General features: G+C 63.1%; 18 protein-coding genes and 1 tRNA gene. 16 read left to right on the top strand and 3 right to left on the bottom strand.

Annotated features, from left to right (window positions below; genetic code table 11):
- The first annotated feature begins 8 nt into the window (after positions 1-8).
- The 5 genes from FJ942_RS07985 (at position 9) to FJ942_RS07965 (ending at position 3,861) form a co-directional block, all read left to right on the top strand.
- Positions 9-1,205: a CsgG/HfaB family protein gene (locus tag FJ942_RS07985; RefSeq protein ID WP_181165454.1), complete on the top strand. Its 1,197-nt coding sequence runs from the start codon at positions 9-11 to the stop codon at positions 1,203-1,205.
- A gap of 267 nt (positions 1,206-1,472) precedes the next feature.
- Positions 1,473-1,967 (top strand): hypothetical protein, encoded by a 495-nt coding sequence (locus FJ942_RS07980; protein ID WP_181169857.1) that lies wholly within the window; start codon positions 1,473-1,475, stop codon positions 1,965-1,967.
- Positions 1,968-1,993: 26 nt separating this feature from the next.
- Entirely contained in the window at positions 1,994-2,689 is a 696-nt protein-coding gene (locus FJ942_RS07975) for a hypothetical protein (protein WP_140525781.1), read from the top strand.
- A 2-nt stretch (positions 2,690-2,691) separates the two neighbouring features.
- Complete coding sequence (csgH, locus tag FJ942_RS07970) at positions 2,692-3,069, top strand: curli-like amyloid fiber formation chaperone CsgH (RefSeq protein ID WP_140501008.1); 378 nt, start codon at positions 2,692-2,694, stop codon at positions 3,067-3,069.
- A gap of 51 nt (positions 3,070-3,120) precedes the next feature.
- Positions 3,121-3,861 (top strand): AprI/Inh family metalloprotease inhibitor, encoded by a 741-nt coding sequence (locus tag FJ942_RS07965; protein WP_140501010.1) that lies wholly within the window; start codon positions 3,121-3,123, stop codon positions 3,859-3,861.
- Between the two features lie 180 nt (positions 3,862-4,041).
- Here the strand turns inward: FJ942_RS07965 and FJ942_RS07960 are convergent.
- A tRNA-Phe gene (locus tag FJ942_RS07960) sits at positions 4,042-4,117 on the bottom strand.
- Positions 4,118-4,288: 171 nt separating this feature from the next.
- On the bottom strand, positions 4,289-5,161 hold the full coding sequence (locus FJ942_RS07955; protein WP_140567748.1) for a helix-turn-helix domain-containing protein: 873 nt from the start codon (positions 5,159-5,161) through the stop codon (positions 4,289-4,291).
- A gap of 104 nt (positions 5,162-5,265) precedes the next feature.
- Here FJ942_RS07955 and FJ942_RS07950 point away from each other — a divergent pair, with 104 nt between their 5' ends.
- From FJ942_RS07950 to FJ942_RS07930, 5 genes are all read left to right on the top strand, one after another.
- Positions 5,266-6,537: an extracellular solute-binding protein gene (locus tag FJ942_RS07950; protein ID WP_140501015.1), complete on the top strand. Its 1,272-nt coding sequence runs from the start codon at positions 5,266-5,268 to the stop codon at positions 6,535-6,537.
- 160 nt (positions 6,538-6,697) lie between these two features.
- Positions 6,698-7,558 (top strand): sugar ABC transporter permease, encoded by an 861-nt coding sequence (locus FJ942_RS07945; protein ID WP_140501017.1) that lies wholly within the window; start codon positions 6,698-6,700, stop codon positions 7,556-7,558.
- The gene (locus tag FJ942_RS07940; protein ID WP_140513329.1) at positions 7,555-8,391 is read left to right on the top strand and encodes a carbohydrate ABC transporter permease; all 837 of its coding nucleotides are present in this window, start codon (positions 7,555-7,557) and stop codon (positions 8,389-8,391) included. The genes FJ942_RS07945 and FJ942_RS07940 overlap by 4 nt, the downstream gene beginning before the upstream one ends.
- 8 nt (positions 8,392-8,399) lie before the next feature.
- Positions 8,400-9,479, top strand: a complete 1,080-nt coding sequence (gene ugpC / locus FJ942_RS07935) for a sn-glycerol-3-phosphate ABC transporter ATP-binding protein UgpC (protein ID WP_140897458.1) — start codon at positions 8,400-8,402, stop codon at positions 9,477-9,479.
- A gap of 36 nt (positions 9,480-9,515) precedes the next feature.
- Positions 9,516-11,543 (top strand): aldo/keto reductase, encoded by a 2,028-nt coding sequence (locus FJ942_RS07930; RefSeq protein WP_140897457.1) that lies wholly within the window; start codon positions 9,516-9,518, stop codon positions 11,541-11,543.
- A gap of 37 nt (positions 11,544-11,580) precedes the next feature.
- Here FJ942_RS07930 and FJ942_RS07925 read toward each other — a convergent pair whose 3' ends face one another.
- Positions 11,581-12,489, bottom strand: a complete 909-nt coding sequence (locus FJ942_RS07925; protein WP_181169855.1) for an AraC family transcriptional regulator — start codon at positions 12,487-12,489, stop codon at positions 11,581-11,583.
- A gap of 211 nt (positions 12,490-12,700) precedes the next feature.
- Here FJ942_RS07925 and FJ942_RS07920 point away from each other — a divergent pair, with 211 nt between their 5' ends.
- From FJ942_RS07920 to FJ942_RS07895, 6 genes are all read left to right on the top strand, one after another.
- Positions 12,701-14,167 (top strand): alpha-glucosidase/alpha-galactosidase, encoded by a 1,467-nt coding sequence (locus FJ942_RS07920; protein WP_140897456.1) that lies wholly within the window; start codon positions 12,701-12,703, stop codon positions 14,165-14,167.
- A 109-nt stretch (positions 14,168-14,276) separates the two neighbouring features.
- Positions 14,277-16,358: an ABC transporter substrate-binding protein gene (locus FJ942_RS07915; RefSeq protein WP_140897455.1), complete on the top strand. Its 2,082-nt coding sequence runs from the start codon at positions 14,277-14,279 to the stop codon at positions 16,356-16,358.
- Between the two features lie 111 nt (positions 16,359-16,469).
- On the top strand, positions 16,470-17,477 hold the full coding sequence (locus FJ942_RS07910) for an ABC transporter permease (RefSeq protein ID WP_140686535.1): 1,008 nt from the start codon (positions 16,470-16,472) through the stop codon (positions 17,475-17,477).
- Positions 17,478-18,614, top strand: a complete 1,137-nt coding sequence (locus FJ942_RS07905; protein ID WP_140686536.1) for an ABC transporter permease — start codon at positions 17,478-17,480, stop codon at positions 18,612-18,614.
- Positions 18,615-18,624: 10 nt separating this feature from the next.
- Positions 18,625-20,292, top strand: a complete 1,668-nt coding sequence (locus FJ942_RS07900; RefSeq protein WP_140625613.1) for an ABC transporter ATP-binding protein — start codon at positions 18,625-18,627, stop codon at positions 20,290-20,292.
- Positions 20,293-20,311: 19 nt separating this feature from the next.
- The gene (locus FJ942_RS07895) at positions 20,312-21,682 is read left to right on the top strand and encodes an alpha-glucosidase/alpha-galactosidase (protein ID WP_140897454.1); all 1,371 of its coding nucleotides are present in this window, start codon (positions 20,312-20,314) and stop codon (positions 21,680-21,682) included.
- Positions 21,683-21,685: the final 3 nt, after the last annotated feature.

Genomic DNA, 21,685 nt, shown 5'->3' with positions numbered 1-21,685 from the left:
AGGGCGACATGCCGAAAAGCCGGCGCTTTGGGACAAAGATCGCAAGGGTCGCCGTCGTAGGCGCACTCGTGTCAGTGCTTGGCGGATGCCAAGCGGTGCCGACCGAAGGCGTTCTGCAGCCTGTTTATACGCCTGTGACGAAGCAGAGCCACAGCCTGCGCACCATCCCGGCCCCCTCGAAGCGAATTACCGTCGCCGTCTACGATTTCCCCGATCTCACCGGCCAGTACAAGGAACGCGAGAACGTCCAGACCCTGTCGCGGGCTGTCACCCAGGGCGGTGCGCCCATGCTGATCAAGGCCTTGCAGGATGCTGGCGAGAAGCGCTGGTTCACTGTGCTCGACCGTGCCCGCCTTGACGACCTGCTCAAGGAACGGCAGATCGTCACCGAGATGCGGCGGCTCTACCGCAACGAGCAGCGTATCGACGCGCGGGTCCTGCCGCCGCTCGATCACGCGGGCATCATCCTCCAGGGCGGAATCACCGGTTACGACACCAACACCATGACGGGCGGCATCGGCGCGCGCTACCTGGGCATCGGCGGCGATGTGAAGTGGCAGCAGGACACTGTGACCGTCACATTGCGGGCTGTTTCGACGAACACGGGAGAGGTGCTGTCCAGCGTGGCGGTTCACAAGATGATCGCCTCCTACGCGCTGCAGGGCGGTGCATTCCGCTATGTCGCCCTGGACAAGATCCTCGAGGCTGAGGCGGGCGTCACCCAGAACGAGCCCAAGCAGATCGCCGTGCAGCAGGCCATCGAGAAGGCGGTGATGGGTATGATCATCGAGGGCGCCGAACTCGGTGTCTGGTCGTTCGAGGACCGGGATGCAGGACGCGAGCTGATAGCCGACTACCGCAACGAGAAGTATGGCACCAAGCTGACCGCGGCCGCTGAAATCGTGCCGCCGCCCAAGACACGCAACGCCGCGGACGTCGTCGAGACGACAGCCGCATGGCCGCGCGCGGCGGCTGCGCCGCGACGCACGACTCCGGCCCTGGCGGCTCCGCCGCCGGGCGCGCCCGTTCCCGTGGCTCCGCCTCCCGCAGCGCCGGACGAAACCGTCGGCTCGCTTGAGCCGGGCGTGGCCGTTCCCGAGGCTTCGCCTGCGGTCGCCGGCGCGGCGACGGCGCCAAACCCTGCCGCGACTCCGAAGGCGGCCCGGCAACGTGACTATGTGGCCTCGATAGCGCCGGTGCGTTGACGATGCTCATGGACCCTCTCAATCCGTTCTCCAACGCAAAGGGCGGCGCGGCGCTTACCCTCCTGGCGTCGGTGCACGGCGACAGCAACCAGTTCGGTGGCGTGGCGCCTCAGGCTGGTTCTGGCAGAGCGCCGTCGTGCTCCAGCAATGACCTTGTCTTCGGTCGGACCGGAGAAAGCGACGTTGCTTCAACTTTGATCGATCCCGAGGCCCGGATATTAGGCAGCACTTGCGATGATCTCCCCACATTACGAGGGGACTGTAACAATGAATCTGCATTCTGTCTTTGTTGCGGGCGTCGTCTTGGCGTCGGCGCCTGCCCAGGCCGGCAACGAACTGGTTATCCTGGCCCAGCACGGGTTGTCCAATTCGCTCATGCTCGACGTGAGCGGCAGCCTCAATGCGGTGTCCGTTCTTCAGGCCCACCACGGTCTCGGCGCGGCGAACGTGATCGACGTCAACATCGAGAGCGATTTCAACGGCGGCCCGCTTGGCCCGTCCTTCATCGGAGCGATCCTCTCGGCTGGCCTCACGCCCGGTTCGATCACACAGAGCGGATTCGACAACCACATCATCGCCAGCGTAACCGGCAGCTACAATCTCTTCGCTTTCGCGCAGGAGGGCAGCGGCAACCGGCTTACAGCCTCGATCTCGGGCATGGCAAATCAGGCAGCCGTCACCCAAGCCGGAAGAAATAACGTCGTGGGATTTTCACAGTCCGGAAACGGCAATACGGTCGGCGTCTCGCAGACATCCTGGTGACGCAACACAGGGAGCTTGTTCGCATCATGCGCAAATCTACGGCTGTTCTGGCGAGCGCTCTCGTCTTATGTTCCTCTCCGGCCTTTGCTGGCGACAATAACGTCCTGAAGATCATCCAGACCAGCCCTCCTGGCGCGCTCGAGGGAAACGTCCTGTCGTCAGACCAGTCGCGCGCCACCGGTTCGCTTGTCGCCGGCCCGACGCAGCAGATGATCGATAACGCGCTCGGCGGCACGCTTGCTGTCGGCGACCTGTACCGGATGGACCAGGCGACTGCGCCGTCCGCGCTTCAGACAGGCCAGGGCAACACCGCAACGCTGACCATCGAAGGCGATGGTGGTCAGTTGTTTCTTCTCCAGGACAATTCGGCTGGCGGGACGTTGGGCAATTCGGCTCAGTTGAGCGCATTTGGAGCCGATTCCCTTGGCGCCGTCCTGCAGCTCGGCGATGGCAACGATGCATCGCTGACCGTAGGCGGTGGCGCAACCGGTCTGATCGTGCAGAACGGCAGCGGCAATGCCAACTCACTCACCGTGGGTTCTGGTGGCAGCGGCGAGATAGTTCAGAACGGCAACGGCAACACCTTCTCCACGTCCGTGGCGGCCAACACCGCCGTGACCATCACGCAGAACGGCAACAATCTTAGCCCGGTCGGCGTGACAGGCATGCAGGTGTTCTCGACGGCGCCGGGAACAGTTTCGATCACCCAGACCGGTTTCTAGCGATGCGCGGCGCGGCTGCACTCGTCGTGGGTCTTGCCGCCGCCTGCGGTGCAGGCGGCGCGGTGGCGCAGCACGGAGGCGCCGTCGCGGTCCCCTCCATCGCCATCGTGCCCACGGGCGCCGGGGTCCAGATCACTGCATCGGCCGTCGGCCTTGGCGTTGTGGAGATCGAGGGCTCGGTTGAGATCGACCGGACGGGCGGCTCGGGCACGATGACCACGCGCCAGAACCGCACACTGAGGCTCTCCGCCGGCCAATCCCAGGACATAGCCAGGACTGCGCTGTCTCTCGCCAAGGGCGACCACATCTCCATCAGGGTTGTTCTCCGGCAGGACGGCAGGGTCGTCGGCCAGGCCGAGGTTTCGGCGGGCGAGCCCTGAGGAAGTCGCTAGCTCCCTAATTTTCGACTTTTGCGCAGCGGAGAGGGCATCATGAAGGTTGCGAGATTTTTGACCGTCGTTCTGGCCGTGGCGGGCATGTCGTTCCCGGCCACGGTGGTACGGGCGCAGTCCGTGGACCAGTTCGTTCAGGCATTCAGCGGCACCTGGCAGCTCGTTGATGCGCGCTATTCCAACCTTCCCTCAACTTGCCACATGGCGCTGGGGTCGACAGCCGATGCGAACGGCCGCTTCGCCATTAAGGGGCTGGGCTGCCGCGGCGATGCCGCTCTGGTCAGTTCCTGGGGCGTGAGCGAGGGTCAGATGGCCCTGTTCGATGCGGCCGGAGCGGTGATCGCCCGTCTTGGCGGCAACCAGCGGCGGATCAGCGGCACCAGCGTATCGGGCGCTCCCCTGATCTTCGAGAAGGTCGGTGTTGCCGGAACGGCGGCCATGCTCAAGACTGCCAAGCGGGCCGGGGGCTGCTTCTATTCGGGCTTCACCAGCAAGTGCGCGGATGCGGCACAGGCCGCGCCTCCCGCGCCGGAAGGCGCCAGCGTCCAGGTCCTGGTTAACCTGAACGTCCGCGCCGAGGCGCGCGACGACGCTGAGGTGGTCGGCGTGGTTCCGTCGCAAACCTGCGTCACGACCGAACTGTGCATGACGGCGACCGACGGCGCCTGGTGCCGCGCCAAGTTCGGGGAGAGGACCGGATGGATGCGGAAGTTGGCCTTGCGCCAGAACCGCTGGGCCATCGTCACCTTCGACAACTCTTGCCCCAAGCAGGGCGGCTAACTCTCTATGAGGTCTTTCGGCACGCGGACATGAACATAGTAGATGCCATTTCGGATGATTGTGTTTGGTATCTTGCGCATGTCGTCCATTCCTCGACTGTATCACAGCGTGTATGACAGTCGAGGTGGGTCAAACCCTTGGAAAATAACGCTTCAGGAAAATCAGCGGCTTAGGGGGAAATGGTGCCCAGAGGCGGATTCGAACCACCGACACGCGGATTTTCAGTCCGCTGCTCTACCAACTGAGCTATCTGGGCCTGTTCCGGCTAACGAAAACTCGCGCTCCGGATTTCATGGAAGCGCCGTGGGCGTCCCTTGAAAGCGCGTGGGTTATAGCATGGGAATCCGGCCTGTCCAGCGCCCAGATGTGGATTTCCGGCAGGAAAAGAAGTGCCGCCCGATGCGCTGGTTTCCGCGCCACGCCGCCGCTATCTGGCGCCCGCCAATCCCTTGCGAAAATCCGTAGGTGTCATGCCGGCGAGCTTCCGGAACGACTTGTTGAAGGCGCTGAGCGAACCGAAGCCCGAATCCATCGCGACCCTGAGCACATTGGCATCCTGGTGCATGAGCAGCGCCTGCGCATAGCTCAGCCGCAACAGGTTGACATATTCGTTGAGTGTCATGCCGGTCGATTTCTTGAAGATGCTCATGGCGTACTTGGGATGGAGGTCGGCGGCCGCCGCTATGTTCATGCAATCGATGTCGTAGAGGAAATTCTCGGCGATGAAATCGCACATGCGCCCGACATTGCGCGACGACTGCTGGTCGAACGGACTGCCCGCTTCCTGTCCAGCCGCGTTTTCCGGCACCAGCCTGTAGGGCTCGAACCGCACCCGCTCGAGCCGCAGCAACAGTTCGTTGACGGCGTGCTCGGCCTTGGCCGGGTCGCCGGAGCGGGCGTAGCGGTTCCATCGGTCGAAATTATCGTTGTCGGACTGATCGGTGGCGCTGGTCACCAGCGTGGCACCCGTCATCAGCCGGTGACGTATGTCAGCCGGCAGATGCAGCCGGAAGAAATGCACCAGCGGCAGATGCGCGCCGGCATAGATGGCGTCGTCGCTCAAATCGTCCATCTGGTGCGGCAGTCCGCCCCAGAACAGACACATCTCACCGGCCGAAAGCGAGATTTCGTGGTCGTTCATGCGGTAATGCACGCTGCCGCGCACGATGAAGTTCACCTCGACCTGCGCATGCCAATGCGGCTTGAGCATCACCAGGGGAGCGGTGTGGAACATCTGCAACAGCAGCGGCATTCCTTCCACGCTGCTGGCGCCAGGCTGGTAAAACGGCCGGTCCGGCATCTTACTTTCCGCCAATTTCGTATTCCCTTTGTCGGGGACAAGCCTTCCGCGCCGCATAGTCTAGCCCGGCTCGCAGAGAGAGCAAATGAAATGGGAGGATTTCAATGCGCATCACACTGTCCTGCGCCGCGCTCGCGCTTGCCTTGGGTTCAGCCCCGGCCTTCGCGCAATCGGGCGAAATCACCATCTGGAGCTGGAACATCGCCGCCTCGTCGCTGAAGGCGACGATTGCCGGGTTCAACAAGCTGCATCCTGACATCAAGGTCACCGTCCAGGATCTCGGCAACCAGCCGACCTATGACAAATCGATCGCCGGATGCGCCGCCGGTGGCGTCGGCCTGCCTGATGTCGTCACCATCGAGAACGGCGAGGCCGAGAATTACTGGAGCCAATTTCCCGATTGCTTTGTCGACCTGCACACGCTGGGCTACAGCGCAGAGGACCAGGCGAAATTCCCCGATTTCAAGCGCACCGAGCTCGAAGTCGGCGACAAGGCCTATGCAATGCCGTGGGATTCCGGCCCGGTCGCCGCCTTCTACCGCCGCGACTTCTACGAAAAGGCCGGCGTCGATCCGGCGTCGATCAAGACCTGGGACGATTTCATTGCCGCCGGCAAGAAGATCCAGGCCGCCAATCCCGGCGTCACGATGACCAACGCCGACTTCAACGGCGACACCGAATTCTTCCGCATGATCTCCAATGAACAGGGCTGCGGCTATTTCTCCGAGGATGGCCAGTCGATCACGGTGAACCAGCCGAAATGCATCGATACGCTGGCCAAGATCAAGGAGATGAAGGACGCCGGCGTCATCTCCTCGGCCGACTGGGGCACCAAGATCACCAACAACACCGCCGGCACCGTCGCCACCCAGGTCTATGGCGGTTGGTATGAAGGCACCATCCGCACCGAATCGGCCGGCGAAAACGGCAAATGGGGCGTCTACCTGATGCCGAGCCTTACCGCCGACGGGCCACGCGCCGCCAATCTCGGCGGGTCGTCGCTGGCCATCACTTCGGGGTCGAAGAACAAGGAAGCGGCTTACGAGTACCTGAAATACACGCTCGAAACCAATGAGGGCCAGATCACCATGCTGAAGGAGTTCGGCCTCGTTCCCTCGCTGGTGTCGGCGCTGAACGACCCCTACGTGTCTGAAGGCCTGCCCTATTGGGGCGGCCAGGCGGTGTGGAAGGACATCCTCGCCACCCTGCCCAAGATCGTCCCCAGCCGCGGCACGCAGTTCCAGAGCGATGCCGAAATCATCATGCGCGCGGTGCAGACCAAATATCTCGCCGGCGGCTATCCCGATGCCAAGGCGGCACTCGACGATGCCGCCGGCCAGATCGCGGCGGCGACCGGGCTGCCGGTCAAGTCATAACCTCCCAGACGGGGTCCGGGCAGGCATGCGCCGCCCGGACCCGACCGCGGCCCGCGGGGCTTCCTCGCGGGACGTGTGAAATGTCGCATGTCCCGACCAACCGGTTGCCGCTGCGCGCGGGACCACAGCTTGAAACGCCGACGAGAGAAGGAGGAGCACGATGCGCAACCGCAACGCCACGGCCTATCGTTTCCTCGCGCCCTATTTGCTGATCTTCTCCGTCTTCTGGGTATGGCCGATCATCTCTTCGTTCCTGATCTCGTTCCAGGCGACGCGCACCGTGCCCTGGCGCTTTGCGCCCGGCTTCAACTGGGGCCGGCTGATCGGCGATCCGGCCTTCTTCAATGCCTTGAAGAACACGCTGCTCATCCTCGTCATCCAGGTGCCGGTGATGATCGCGCTGGCCATGGTAATGGCCGTGCTTTTGAATTCGCCGCTCCTGAAGGCGAGGGGACTTTACCGCTTCGCCTTCTTCGCTCCCGTGGTGGTCGGCGAGGTCGCCTACTCCGCGGTGTTCCGGCTGATGTTCAACCTCGATTTCGGCATCATCAACAAGCTCCTGAACAGCGTCGGGCTGCCAAAGATCGACTGGTTCTCCAATGTCACGCCGGCCATGGCGCTGATCATGATCGCGGTCACCTGGCGCTGGGCCGGCTACAACGCCATCATCCTTCTGGCCGGCATGCAGTCCATTCCCGAGGATGTCTACGAGGCGGCGACGCTCGACCGGGTCAGCAAGCTCAAGCAGTTCTTCTTCATCACCTTGCCGCTGTTGAAGCCGGTCATCGTGTTCTGCACCGTGCTGTCAATCATCGGCACCATGCAGCTGTTCACCGAGCCGTTCCTGATCACCGAACGCGGCGGGCCGGGCGGCGGCACCGAGACGCTCGGCCTGCTGCTCTATCGCCAGGGCTTCCGGTCGCTTAATTTCGGCTACGCCTCGGCCGTCGCCTACACGATGGCGGGGTTGGCGATCGCCATCACCCTGGTGCAACTGTGGCTGACGAGGGAACCGAAATGAGCTCGCTCGCCTCGGCCAGGCTGAAGCGCAGCCTTTTGCTGCATCTTTTCCTCACGCCACTGGCGCTGATCTGGCTGTTTCCGCTGTGGATGATGGTCGTGTTCTCGACCATGCCGGACAACGGCATCTTCAGCCCCGGCATCGAGTTGCTGCCGCACGGCAATTTCGTGGACAATTTCAACAACCTGCAGCGCGACACCGACTTTGTCGGCGCGATTTTCATCTCCGTCTCGGTGGCGGTCACCTACACTTTTCTGTCGGTGCTGCTGACGTCGATGGCCGGCTGGGCGCTGGCGCGTTACCGGTTCGTCGGCAAGGGCTTGGTCGTCGCCATCATCCTGGGCACCATCACGCTTCCCTATGCGGTGGTGCTGATCCCGCAATTCATCATGGTGGCGCGCGATTTCAAGCTCGCGAACACCTGGGTGGCGCTGATCGTGCCGCCGCTGTTCAATTCGCTGGGCGTGCTGTTCATGCGCCAGAGCTTTTCCATGATGCCCGATGACCTGTTCGATGCCGCCCGCGTCGAAGGCGTGAAGGAGTGGCGCATCTTCGTCTTCATCGCGCTGCCGCTGGCGCGGCCGATGCTGGCCGCCCTTTGCATCATCCTGTTCCTGGCGTCCTGGAACAATTATCTCTGGCCGCTTTTGATCAACAGCCAGCCCGGCGCGATGACCGCACCGGTGGCGCTCGGCACGCTGATCGGCCTCACCAAAGTGTCGTGGGGCGGCATCATGGCGGGCGCGGTAATGCTGACGGTGCCGATGCTGATCGTGTTCGTGCTGCTGCAACGCCATTTCATTGCCGGCATCGCCGCCGGCGCGGTCAAGTAAGGGTAGGCATGGCAACCGTCACGCTCACGAATGTCGTCAAGCGCTTCGGCGTTTTCGAGGTCGTCCATGGCGCCAACATCGACATCAGGGATGGCGAGTTCGTCGTCTTCGTCGGCCCGTCTGGCTGCGGCAAGTCCACCCTGCTCAGGATGATCGCCGGGCTGGAGGATATCAGCGATGGCGAGATCGCCATCGGCGGCAAGGTGGTCAACGATGTCGAGCCGGCCGACCGCGGCATCGCCATGGTGTTCCAGTCCTACGCGCTCTATCCGCATATGAACGTGGAGCAGAATCTCTCCTTCGGCCTGCGTATGACCGGCAATCCGAAGGCCGACACCGACCGCAGGGTGAAACGGGCGGCCGAGATCCTGCGCATCAGCGAATTGATGGAGCGCCGTCCGAAGAAACTCTCCGGCGGCCAGCGCCAGCGCGTTGCCATCGGCCGCGCCATCGTGCGCGAGCCGCAGGTGTTCCTGTTCGACGAGCCGCTGTCCAACCTCGACGCCGAACTGCGCGTCCAGATGCGGGTCGAGATCTCGCGCCTGCACAAGGAGCTCGGCACCACCATGGTCTATGTCACGCACGACCAGACCGAGGCGATGACGCTCGCCGACCGGATCGTCGTGCTGCGCGGCGGCCATGTCGAGCAGATCGGCCGCCCGCTCGATCTTTATGACAATCCCGACAATCAGTTCGTGGCCGGTTTCGTCGGCTCGCCGAAGATGAATTTCATCAAGGGCCGCGTCGTCGGCTGCGATGCGCGCGGCGTCGTGGTGGAACTCGCTGGCCAGGAGAAGACCCGCATCACGCAGCCGCTGACGGGCGCCGCGTCCGAAATCGGCAGCAAGGTCATCGTTGGCGTGCGGCCCGAACATTTTGGCAGCGCCGGAGAAGGCGACGCCGATCTTGCCGTCACCATCGATGTGGTCGAGCACCTGGGCGGCACGAGCTTTCTCTACGCCAGAACGGCCAATGGCGAGGACGTGGTGATCCAGCGCGACGCGGCCAAGGTCCCCGAAACATCGGAGATCACCGTATCCATCCGCAAATCCTACCTGTTCGACGAAAAAGGGCTGCGGCTGCGCTGATCGGCTGCCCTTTCCCATCCCGCAAGGAGAATGACAATGACTGCAACCACGCCCATCCGCTGGGGTATTCTCGGCCCGGGCAGCATCGCCAAGGCCTTCGCCGGCGGCGTCGCCGGCTCGCGCAACGGAAAGCTGGTCGCCATCGGTGCGCGCGATCCGGGCAAGCCGGGCCTGGCCGAGAATTTTCCCGGCGCCCGCATTCTCGACGGTTACGAAGCATTGCTCACTGACGCGGAAATCGACGCGATCTACATTTCGGTCCCGCACCCGGGCCACACGCAATGGGCGATCCGGGCGGCGGAGGCGGGAAAGCATGTGCTGTGCGAAAAGCCGCTGGCGCTGACCGCCTTCGAGGCCGACGCCATGATGCATGCGGCGCGCAAGGCCGGCACCTTTCTCGGCGAGGCCTTCATGTACCGGCTGCACCCGCAGACGCTGAAGCTGGTGGAACTGATCAAATCCGGCGTCATCGGCGAGATCAGGATGATCAAGTCGAGCTTCGGTTTTGCCATGCCTGATTTCATGCCGCAGCACCGGCTTTATGCCAACGACCTCGCCGGCGGTGGCATCCTGGACGTCGGCGGCTATCCCGTCTCGATGGCGCGGCTGATTGCCGGCGCCGCGGCCGGCAAGCCGTTCCTGGAGCCGGACAAGGTGACCGGCGTTGCCCACCTTGGCCAGTCCGGCGTCGACGAATGGGCCTCCGCGCTGCTGCATTTCCCGGGCGGCATCGTCGCCGAGGTCTCCTGCAGCATCTCCCTCAACCAGGACAATGTGCTCAGGATTTTCGGCACCAGGGGCCGCATCGAAGTGCCGGATTTCTGGTTCGCCGGCGGCGACCGCGATGTCGGCCTCGGCCGGATCGATGTGATCGGCGCGGACGGCGTGCGCGAAACCATCAGCGTGAACGAAAAGCGTCACGTCTATTCCTTCGAAGTCGACGCCGCCGGGGACGCCATCCTTGCCGGCCGGCAGGAGTTCGCCTGGCCGGGCATGGCCTGGGCCGACAGCCTCGGCACCTTGCGCGTGCTCGACAGATGGCGCGCGGCTGTGGGGTTGGAGTACGAGATCGAAAAGGCCTCGCGACGCACCAACACCATCGCCGACCGGCCCTTGCGATCCGGCGGCACGGCGATCGCCAAACGCGCCATTCCGGGCCTGTCGAAGCCGGCCTCGATCGTGGCGCTCGGTTTCGAGGATTTCCGCACTTTCTCGTCGGGTTCGATCCTGCTCGATGCCTTCTTCGAGGCTGGCGGCAATCTGTTCGACACCGGCTATGTCTATGGCGGCGGCTACACCGAGACGCTGCTTGGGCAATGGCTGAAGAACCGTGGCGTTCGCGAGCAGTCGGTGGTCATCGCCAAGGGGGCACATTCGCCGCTTTGCTATCCCGACGTGATCGGCAAGCAGCTCGTCCAGTCGCTCGACCGTCTGCAGACCGACCATGTCGATATCTATTTCATGCATCGCGACAATCCGGACGTGCCCGTCGGAGAATTCGTCGATGCGATGGACCGCGAGGTCAAGGCAGGCCGCATCCGTGGCCCGTTCGGCGGCTCGAACTGGACGATGCAGCGCATGGACGAGGCGATCGCCTATGCCGAGCGCACCGGCAAGCAAAAGCCCGGCGCGCTCTCCAACAACTTCTCGCTGGCTGAAATGCTGGAGCCGATCTGGGCCGGTTGCGTGACCTCCTCCACCGATGACTGGAAGGCCTGGCTGACCGCCCGGCAGATGCCGAATTTCGCCTGGTCGAGCCAAGGGCGCGGCTTCTTCACCGAACGCGCCGGGCGCGACCGGCGCGACAATGAAGAACTGGTGCGGGTCTGGTACTCGGAGCGCAATTTCGGCCGCCGCGACCGGGCGATCGAACTTGCCGCGCGGCTGGGCAAGAGCCCGATCCATATTGCGCTCGCCTATGTGCTCAACCAGCCTTTCCCATCGGTGCCGTTGATCGGCCCGCGCACGCTGGGCGAACTGGACGACAGCTTGCGCGCCCTCGACATCGCGCTTTCACCTGCCGATCTCCAATGGCTGGACGGCGGCAGCCGGCAAGCGGCGTAGTGCATGTCATGCAAGGCTGCGCTGGACGGCGACGGGGTCAGGTCTCGTCGTCGGACACCCTGATGTCGCGCCTGGCCGGAACCCTCATGCTGGCATACATGCCGGTGGTGCGGAACTGGCCCGGGCTAATGCCGTAACAGCGGCGGAAGACCTTCGAGAAATAGTTCGCGTCCTCGAAGCCGCACAGGATGGCGACTTCCTTCACGGGCAGGAAGTCAGCCTTGGTCAAAAGCTTGGCGGCGCGTTGCAGCCGCTGCTGCAGTACGAACTCCGCGGGCGGGATGCCTTCGCTCTCGGCGAAGCAGCGCGAGAAGTGCGCCCGGCTGAGGCCGCTGATCTGGACGAGGTCCGCTACCGGCAGCGGCCTGTCGAGATTGGCGTTGATGTGGTCGATGACCGGCTGCATGGCGCTCTGCTTCTCCGCAAAGGCGTGCGAGCCGAAGACATCGTCGTAGAGCGCCATCGCCGCCTCATAGGCGATCGCTGAAGCCGCCCCCGGCGCAGCGGCCCCGTTGATGAGACGCAGGCTGCAATCGGCGAGATGATCGATCGTCTCCGGCTGCAGCCGGAACACCGGACCCGAGACGTCGAGGATCGATTTGTGGATGCGCAGCGCCTCCTCGCCATTCATCGAGATCCAGAAATATTCCCAGCGCTCGTCCTTGGCCAGCCAGTAGCGGTGGTTGTGCGGCACCAGCACCAGCAGCGTGTCGTTCTGCTGCAGGCGATAGTTGCGGTTCTCATAGCGAAGCCGGCCGCTTCCGTTGATCGTGTGCTGGAGCACGGTGAATGGCGTCTGGCCGCGCTTGCGCCCGTCCCAATCATAGATTTCGCCTTCGCGCACTTCGTAGCCGGTGCTCGTCGGCATGGCATGCAGGCGCTGGCGACCGCGCGGCAGCGAGATCGTACGCATCGACTGTCCGTTGGCGATCAGATCCCGCAGCACAAAATTACCCTTGAAAGCATAATCCTTCTCTGGCCGTGCTCGCGAATAAGCGCATAATCCATCCTCGAAGAACGTGAAGAACCCGCAGTCGAGGAGCGGGCGGGAGGAAAAAAGCCGGAATTCGGCTCGATTGGCACGCGCGCCTTGGCGTGTGGCCATATCCTCCCTTGTTGCTCCTTGCCTAGCATTCGATCGGATCGAGGTGAAGGTGATGAGTTTCAAAATCGCTATTATCGGCGCCGGCAGCGTCGGCTTCACCAAGAAACTGTTCACCGACATATTGTGCGTGCCGGAATTCAAGGGTATCGAATTCGCGCTGACCGATGTCAGCGAGCACAATCTCCAGATGATCAAGGCGATCCTCGACCGGATCGTCGAGGCCAACAAATTGCCGACCAAGGTGACGGCGACGACAGACCGCCGCAAGGCGCTCGAGGGCGCTCGTTATGTCATCAGCTGTGTGCGGGTCGGTGGCCTCGAAGCCTATGCCGACGATATCAGGATCCCCTTGAAATACGGCATCGACCAATGCGTCGGCGACACGATCTGCGCCGGCGGCATCCTCTATGGCCAGCGCAACATCCCGGTGATCCTCGATTTCTGCAAGGATATACGCGATGTCGCCGAGACCGATGCGAAATTCCTCAACTATGCCAACCCGATGGCGATGAACACCTGGGCGGCGATCGAGTACGGCAAGGTCGACACGGTCGGGCTGTGCCACGGGGTCCAGCACGGCGCCGAGCAGATCGCCGAGGTACTGGGCGCGAAGTCACCTCGGGAGCTTGACTATGTCTGTTCCGGCATAAACCACCAGACCTGGTTCATCGAGTTGCGCCTGAACGGGCGCGAAATCGGCAAGGACGAGCTGGTCGCCGCCTTCGAGGCTCACCCGGTCTATTCCAGGCAGGAAAAGCTGCGCATAGACGTGTTGAAGCGCTTCGGCGTCTATTCGACCGAAAGCAACGGCCATTTGTCCGAGTATCTTCCCTGGTACCGCAAGCGCCCGGACGAGATCACCCGCTGGATCGACATGTCCGACTGGATCCATGGCGAGACGGGCGGCTATCTCCGTTATTCCACCGAGACCCGCAACTGGTTCGAGACGGAATATCCGCAATTCCTCGAAGCGGCGTCGAAGCCGATCGATCCGTCAAAACGCTCCAACGAGCATGCCAGCCACATCTTGGAGGCGCTGGAGACCAACCGCGTCTATCGCGGCCACTTCAACGTCAAGAATGACGGTGTCATCACCAATTTGCCGCAGGACGCCATCGTCGAATCGCCCGGCTTCGTCGACCGCTTCGGCATCAACATGGCGGCCGGCATCACCTTGCCGGAGGCATGTGCCGCGACCTGCATGTCCTCGATCAATGTCCAGCGCATGTCGGTGCATGCCGCCATATCCGGCGACATCGACCTGCTCAAGCTTGCCGTGCTGCATGACCCGCTGGTCGGCGCGGTGTCGACACCGGAAGAGGTCTGGCAGATGGTCGACGAAATGGTCGTCGCCCAGGCGGCCTGGCTGCCTCAATTTGCGCATGCGGTTCCGGCGGCAAAAGAGCGGCTGTCCAGATCCAGGGTCAAGACCCGCGAATGGGCGGGCGCCGCGCGGCGCAGCGTCCGCTCGATCGAGGAATTGCGCGCCGAGAAGGCCGCGCTGAAGCAGGCTGGCTGAAAACAGGGTGCGACGGCGGATCCACGGGAGGTAGGTCCACCGCAGTCAGCCGTCCAGGCACAAGACGAGCAGCAGCAAAACAAAACGTCCGAACACGAGGGAGGAGACAATGAGGAACCTACGCAGCATTAGCATGGTCGCGGGACTGGCGCTGAGCGTCTCCGTCCCGGCGCTCAACGCTTTCGCCTCCGAGCCGACGGTCCCGCCGGTACCGGCGGCGTTTCCGGCCGAAGGCAAGATCACTTATGTGCCGCGCGACTCCATTCTGGAGTTCAAGGCGCTGCCGGACTATCAGGAGCCGGACTGGGTGACCGAGAAATACGTCAAGCCCGGCAAGCTGCCGCCGGTGAAAGACAGGCTGCCGAAGGAGCCCTTGGTTTTCAAGACGGGCAACATGCCTGATGGCATCGGCGTCTACGGCGATACGATGCGCCACGTTATCGGCGGGCGGCCGGAAGGCTGGAACTACGGCGCCGGTCAGACGCAGGGATGGGGCGGCATCGATATCGGCCTGTCCGAATGCCTGACGCGCACCGCGCCGCTGTTTCAGGTCGAGGCCAAGGACACCGAACCGCTGCCCAACCTCGCCAAAAGCTGGGACTGGTCGGCGGATGGCCACAAGCTCACCATGCACCTCGTCGAGGGTGCCAAATGGTCCGACGGCGCGCCCTTCAACTCAGACGACGTCATGTTCTACTGGGACGACGAGGTCGTCGATCCCAATGTCTCGCCGCTCAATGGTGCCACCCAGGAAACTTTCGGGGTCGGCACCACGCTCAAGAAGGTCGACGACTACACCGTTGAGTGGACCTTCAAGGAGGCCTTCCCGAAACAGTATCTTTACGCGATGGCCTACGGCACCTTCTGCCCCGGCCCCGCGCACATATTGAAGCCGCAACATCCGAAATACTCGAAGAACACCTACGACCAGTTCAAGAACGCCTTCCCGCCGGAATATATGAACATGCCGGTCATGGGCGCCTGGGTGCCGGTTGAATACCGGCCGGATGACATCATCGTCATGCGCCGCAATCCCTATTATTGGAAGGTCGACGAGAAGGGCAATCAGCTGCCCTACCTCAACGAGTTGCATTACAAGCTGTCCACCTGGGCTGACCGTGATGTTCAGGCGGTGGCCGGCTCGGGCGACTTCTCCAATCTGGAGCAGCCGGAGAACTTCGTCGCCTCGCTGAAGCGGGCCGCGGAGGCGAATGCGCCTGCACGCCTGGCGTTCGGTCCACGGCTGATCGGCTATAATCTGCGCCTCAATTTTTCCGCTAATGGCTGGGGCAACCCGGACGAGCGCGGTCAGGCGATTCGCGAGCTGAACCGCAATGAGGATTTCCGCAAGGCCGTTACCATGGCGCTCGACCGCAAGGCGCTTGGCAACTCCCTGGTCAAGGGGCCGTTCACCGCCATCTACCCCGGCGGCTTGTCCTCCGGCACCAGCTTCTATGACCGCAAGTCGACGGTCTACTATCCCTTCGACCTCGAGGGCGCCAAGGCCGAACTCGCCAAGGCCGGACTCAAGGATACCGATGGCGACGGTTTCGTGAACTTCCCGGCCGGCACGGCCGGCGGCAAGAATGTCGAGATCGTCATGCTGGTCAACAATGACTACGGCACCGACAAGAGCCTCGCCGAAGGCGTTGTCGCCCAGATGGAGAAGCTCGGGCTGCGGATCGTGCTCAACGGTCTCAACGGCACGCAGCGCGATGCCTCGCAATATTCCGGGCGCTTCGACTGGCTGATCCGGCGCAACGACCAGGAGTTGACCTCCATCGTGCAGAACACCGTGCAGCTCGCTCCCGTCGGCCCCAAGACCAGCTGGGATCACCGCGCACCTGAAAGCGGCGAGGTCGACCTGATGCCTTTCGAGAAGGACCTCGTCGACATCGTCAACAAATTTGTCACGTCTGAGGACAATGACCAGCGCGCCGCCCTGATGAGAGACTTCCAGAAGATTTCGACGGAGCACGTCTACAATGTCGGCCTGACGGAATATCCCGGTGCGCTGATCGTCAATAAGCGCTTCTCCAACGTTCCAAGGGGCACGCCGATCTACATGTTCAACTGGGCAGAGGATTCGATCATCCGCGAGCGGGTCTTCGTGGCGGCCGACAAGCAGGCGAAATACGAATTGTTCCCGGAAGAGCTGCCCGGCAAGCCTGGAGACAAGGGCCCGATGTAAGTTTACCTCCCCTGACTGAGACCTCCGGCCGCGCCGCTGGCGCGGCCGGACAAAGGCAACCTCCGAACGCACCAAAAAGACGCGATCGGCAAGACGAGGAAGCGACCGTCCATGCTGCGATTTCTGCTCATGCGCATAGCGTCGGCAATCCCGGTCCTTGCCATACTGAGCCTCGTCACCTTCGCCATCATCCAGGCACCGCCCGGCGACTATGCCGACTACATCCGCTCGCAGCTGATCAACCAGGGAGGCGCTTCCTTCGCCGAAGCCGACGCTCAGGCCAACGCCTACCGGATCGAACATGGCCTCGATAAGCCGCTGCCCGTCCAGTATCTCAACTGGATCGGCGGCATCGTCACCCGCGGCGATTTCGGCTACAGCCTCTACTACAACAAGCCGGTAGCCGACGTCGTGGGCGAGCGCCTGCCGCGCACCCTCATCCTGGCGCTTGTGTGCCATCTGCTCGCCTCGGTGCTCGGCATCACCTTCGGCATCTGGGCGGCAACCAGGCAATACACCTGGATCGACTCGACACTTTCGGCCATTTCCTTCCTCGGCATGACGGTGCCGCGCTTCCTGATGGCGCTGATCATCGTCTATCTCCTGGTCTTCCAGTTCAACGTCTCGGAGATAGGCAGCTTCTTCTCGCCGCAATATGGCGGTGCGCCATGGTCGTGGGCCAAGTTCGTCGATCTGGTCAAGCATGTCTGGCCGGTGGTCGCGATCGCCACCTTCGGCGGGCTCGCCTACAACATGCGCGTCATGCGCGGCAATCTGCTCGACACGCTGAATGCGCAATATGTCGAGACGGCCAGAGCCAAGGGGCTGACCGGCAGCGCCGTCGTCATGCGACACGCCGTGCCCAATGCGCTGCATCCGCTGGTCATGTATCAGGGCGTGGTGCTGCCCTACATGCTGACCGGCGAAATCGAGACGGCGATCATCTTCGCGCTGCCGACCGTCGGCCCGGCGATCGTCGGCTCGATGGCGGTCGGCGACGTCTATGTCACCGCCACTTTCATGATGGTGCTGTCGGCGACGCTGATCGTCGGCAACATCATCGCCGACATGTTGCTGGTCCTGCTCGATCCGCGCGTGCGCCAGTTCGGGGAGAGCTAGATGTTGGCCCGCGATACATCGCCACCGCCGCTGCCGGCCGAAGGACCCGTCGAGAGACCCGCGCGCGGCAACGAGAGCTACACCGCGCTCGTCTGGCGCCGGCTGAAGCGCTCCTGGACCGGCATGGCGGGGTTCTGGCTCGTCGTGCTGCTGATCCTCATGGCGGTATTCGCCGAGTTCCTGGCGCCGATGGACCCGAAGGTGACCGATGTCGCCTTCGCGCCGCCGCAAACCCCTATTTTCCACGACAGGGACGGCAATTTCGTCGCCCGGCCCAGGGTCTATGCGCTGGCGGATTCGGCGGATCTCGATCCGGTCACCTTCCAGCCCATCGTCGGTCCCGACTATGATCATCCAAGACTGCTCGGCTTCTTCGTCGAGGGCGCGCCCTACAGGCTCTTCGGGCTCATTGCGGCGAACCGGCATTTCTTCGGTTCGATGGACGGCCAGCCGGTGCATTTCCTCGGCACCGACAAGTTTGGACGCGACGTGCTCTCGCGCGCCATCCACGGCTCGCGAGTCTCGCTGATGATCGCGCTGACGGTGGTCTTCATCATCACCGTCATCGGCACTACGGTCGGCATGGCTTCCGGCTATTTCGGCGGTCGGTTCGATGTCTGGATGCAGCGCTTCGTCGACCTCGTGCTGGCCTTCCCGCAGCTGCCGCTCTATCTGGCGCTGACGACGCTGATCCCGGTCACCGCGCCCACCAACGTCTTCCTCGCCTTCGTCATCATCGTCATGTCGGCGCTGGGCTGGGCGCAGATGTCGCGCGAGGTGCGCGGCAAGACGCTGGCGCTTGCGCGCATTGAATACGTACGCGCCGCCATGGCGGTGGGCGCCACCGACCGGCGCATCATCATGCAGCACATTTTCCCCAATGTGATGAGCCATGTGATCGTCGCGGTGACGTTGGCGATCCCGACCGTTGTGCTGCTCGAATCCTTCCTCGGTTTTCTCGGCTTTGCGGTGAAGCCGCCACTGATCTCCTGGGGGCTGATGCTGCAGGACACCGCGACCTACTCCGTCATAGGCACCTATCCGTGGATACTGTCGCCGGTCGGTTTCGTGCTGGTCACCGTCTTTGCCTTCAACGCGCTGGGCGACGGCCTGCGCGACGCCGTCGATCCTTACTGAGGTGGCTGGGATGACGCTCGCGCTCTCCGAACCTTTCGCACCTTCCGTCCGGCACGACCATGACGGACGCCAGGGAGAACCCGTCATCGATGCCCGCAACATCGAGGTCGTCTTCAAGGTCGAGCACGGCACGGTCGAGGCGGTCAAGGACGTCTCGTTCCAGCTCTATCGCGGCGAGACGATCGCCATCGTCGGCGAATCCGGTTCCGGCAAATCGGTGACGGCGCGCACCGTCATGGGATTGCTGTCCCGGCGCGCCACCGTGTCGCCGAGATCGACCGTCTGTTATGATGGGCAGGACATCCTGAAGTTCCCCGAAAGCGCCCGGCGCAAGCTGCGCGGCAACCGCATCTCGATGATCTTCCAGGAGCCGATGAGCTCGCTCAATCCGATCTATACGATCGGCAGCCAGATCGTCGAGGCGATCAGGGTTCATCGCAAGGTCGGCCGGCGGCAAGCCTGGGCACGGGCGCTCGAACTCCTGCAGCATGTCCAGATCCCGGATCCCGTCGCGCGGCTCAAGCAATATCCGCATCAGCTCTCGGGCGGCCAGCGCCAGCGCGTGATGATCGCCATGGCGCTGGCCAACGATCCCGACGTGCTGATCGCCGACGAACCGACGACGGCGCTCGACGTCACCGTCCAGGCACAGATCCTGAACCTGATCCGCAATCTGCAGAAAGAGCTGCGCATGGCGGTGATCCTGATCACCCATGACCTCACGGTCGTGCGCAAATTCTCCGACTACGTCTATGTCATGCAGCATGGCGAGATGCGGGAGCATAACGTCACCGAACGTCTGTTCTCCGATCCCCAGCATCCCTATACGCAACGACTGCTCGCCTCCGAACCGCGCGGGCGGCCACAACCGCTGCCGGAGGGCTCCGGCACCATCCTCGAAGCGAACGGGGTGCGCGTCTGCTTCATGCTGCGTCACGGCACCTTCCTCAAACCCGACTGGCGCGAGCTGGTCGCCGTCGACGATCTCGATCTCAAGCTTTGCCGCCACGAAACACTGGGACTGGTCGGCGAATCCGGCTCCGGCAAGACCACATTCGGCCAGTGCCTGCTCAGGTTGATCGATGCCAAGCGCGGCGAGATCCGTTTCGACGGCCAGCCGATCCATGGGCTGTCACGGGCCGAGATGCGGCCGCTGCGATCGCGCATGCAGGTCGTCTTCCAGGATCCGTTCTCCTCGCTCAACCCGCGCATGACGATCGGGCAGATCATCGAGGAAGGGCTGATCGTCAACGGCATCGGGGCGACGCGGCGCGAGCGGGTCGAGCGGGTGCGCGAGGCGCTGGTAAGCGCCGGCATGCCGGGCGACATCCTTTCGCGATTTCCGCACGAGTTCTCCGGCGGACAGCGGCAGCGCATCGCGATTGCCCGAGCCATCGCGTTGGAACCGGAATTCATCCTGCTCGACGAACCGACATCAGCGCTCGACCTCTCCGTCCAGGCGCAGATCATCGATCTCTTGCGCAAGCTGCAGGACGAGCGCGGCCTGAGTTATCTCTTCATCTCGCACGATCTCAAGGTGGTTCGCGCTCTGTGCCACCGCGTCATCGTCATGCAGCACGGCAAGATCGTCGAACAGGGACCTGTCGACGAGGTCCTCACCAATCCCAAGACCGCCTACACCGAACGGCTCGTCCGGGCCGCTTTCGACGTGGCCTGAACACATGCCGGAGGTTAGCGTGGCAAGACATCCCAGGATCACTTTCATCGGCGCCGGCTCGACCGTGTTCATGAAGAACATCGTCGGCGACGTGCTGCAGCGGCCGGCGCTTTCGGGCGCGACGATCGCGCTGATGGACATCGATCCGCAGCGGCTGGAAGAGAGTGCCGTCGTCGTCAACAAGCTGATCGCGACGCTCGGCGTGAAGGCGAAAGCGGAGACCTATTCCGACCAGCGCAAGGCGCTGGCCGGTGCCGATTTCGTCGTCGTCGCCTTCCAGATCGGCGGCTACGAGCCCTGCACCGTCACCGACTTTGAAGTGCCGAAGAAATATGGCCTGCGCCAGACCATAGCCGACACGCTCGGCATCGGCGGCATCATGCGAGGCCTGAGGACCGTGCCGCATCTGTGGAAGATCTGCGAGGACATGCTCGCCGTCTGCCCCGAGGCGATCATGCTGCAATACGTCAACCCGATGGCGATCAACACCTGGGCGATATCGGAGAAATATCCAGAGATCAGGCAGGTCGGCCTCTGCCACTCGGTGCAGGGCACCGCGATGGAACTGGCGCACGATCTCGATCTTCCCTACGAGGACATCCGCTATCGCTCCGCCGGCATCAACCACATGGCCTTCTACCTGAAGTTCGAGCACCGCCAGGCCGACGGCTCCTACCGCGACCTCTACCCGGATCTCCTGCGCGCCTATCGCGATGGCCGCGCGCCCAAGCCCGGCTGGAATCCGCGCTGCCCCAACAAGGTGCGTTACGAGATGCTGACCCGGCTCGGCTATTTCGTCACCGAAAGCTCCGAACATTTCGCCGAATACACGCCCTATTTCATCAAGAGCGGCCGTCCCGACCTGATCGAGAAATACGGTATCCCGCTGGATGAATATCCCAAGCGCTGCATCGAGCAGATCGAGCGTTGGCAGGGACAGGCGGAAGCCTATCGTTCGGCCGAGCGCATCGAGGTCGAGCAGTCGAAGGAATATGCCTCCTCGATCATGAATTCGGTCTGGACCGGCGAGCCGTCGGTGATCTACGGCAATGTTCGCAACAATGGCTGCATCACCTCGCTGCCCCGCGAGTGCGCCGCCGAGGTGCCGTGCCTGGTCGACGCCTCCGGCATCCAGCCGACTTACATCGGCGACCTGCCGCCGCAATTGACGGCGCTGATCCGCACCAACATCAACGTGCAGGAACTGACGGTGCGGGCGCTGACGAGCGAGAACCGGGAACACATCTATCATGCGGCGATGATGGATCCGCACACGGCAGCCGAGCTCGACCTCGACCAGATATGGTCACTGGTGGACGAGCTTCTTGCCGCTCACGGCGACTGGCTGCCGGCCTGGGCGCGCGTGAGCCGCAAGATCCAAGCCGCCTGATCA

This window comes from Mesorhizobium sp. B2-4-2 (assembly GCF_006442845.1).
GTDB lineage: Bacteria > Pseudomonadota > Alphaproteobacteria > Rhizobiales > Rhizobiaceae > Mesorhizobium.
This window is presented reverse-complemented; position numbering and strand designations above follow the sequence as displayed.

Excerpts from the sequence above, each read along its gene's own strand:
- FJ942_RS07915 (WP_140897455.1), top strand. The coding sequence starts at position 14,277 with ATGAGGAACCTACGCAGCATTAGCATGGTCGCGGGACTGGCGCTGAGC.
- FJ942_RS07920 (WP_140897456.1), top strand. The coding sequence starts at position 12,701 with ATGAGTTTCAAAATCGCTATTATCGGCGCCGGCAGCGTCGGCTTCACC.
- FJ942_RS07930 (WP_140897457.1), top strand. The coding sequence starts at position 9,516 with ATGACTGCAACCACGCCCATCCGCTGGGGTATTCTCGGCCCGGGCAGC.
- FJ942_RS07940 (WP_140513329.1), top strand. The coding sequence starts at position 7,555 with ATGAGCTCGCTCGCCTCGGCCAGGCTGAAGCGCAGCCTTTTGCTGCAT.
- FJ942_RS07985 (WP_181165454.1), top strand. The coding sequence starts at position 9 with ATGCCGAAAAGCCGGCGCTTTGGGACAAAGATCGCAAGGGTCGCCGTC.
- FJ942_RS07900 (WP_140625613.1), top strand. The coding sequence starts at position 18,625 with ATGACGCTCGCGCTCTCCGAACCTTTCGCACCTTCCGTCCGGCACGAC.
- FJ942_RS07965 (WP_140501010.1), top strand. The coding sequence starts at position 3,121 with ATGAAGGTTGCGAGATTTTTGACCGTCGTTCTGGCCGTGGCGGGCATG.
- FJ942_RS07905 (WP_140686536.1), top strand. The coding sequence starts at position 17,478 with ATGTTGGCCCGCGATACATCGCCACCGCCGCTGCCGGCCGAAGGACCC.
- FJ942_RS07950 (WP_140501015.1), top strand. The coding sequence starts at position 5,266 with ATGCGCATCACACTGTCCTGCGCCGCGCTCGCGCTTGCCTTGGGTTCA.
- csgH (WP_140501008.1), top strand. The coding sequence starts at position 2,692 with ATGCGCGGCGCGGCTGCACTCGTCGTGGGTCTTGCCGCCGCCTGCGGT.
- FJ942_RS07975 (WP_140525781.1), top strand. The coding sequence starts at position 1,994 with ATGCGCAAATCTACGGCTGTTCTGGCGAGCGCTCTCGTCTTATGTTCC.
- FJ942_RS07945 (WP_140501017.1), top strand. The coding sequence starts at position 6,698 with ATGCGCAACCGCAACGCCACGGCCTATCGTTTCCTCGCGCCCTATTTG.
- FJ942_RS07955 (WP_140567748.1), bottom strand. The coding sequence starts at position 5,161 with ATGCCGGACCGGCCGTTTTACCAGCCTGGCGCCAGCAGCGTGGAAGGA.
- ugpC (WP_140897458.1), top strand. The coding sequence starts at position 8,400 with ATGGCAACCGTCACGCTCACGAATGTCGTCAAGCGCTTCGGCGTTTTC.
- FJ942_RS07980 (WP_181169857.1), top strand. The coding sequence starts at position 1,473 with ATGAATCTGCATTCTGTCTTTGTTGCGGGCGTCGTCTTGGCGTCGGCG.
- FJ942_RS07910 (WP_140686535.1), top strand. The coding sequence starts at position 16,470 with ATGCTGCGATTTCTGCTCATGCGCATAGCGTCGGCAATCCCGGTCCTT.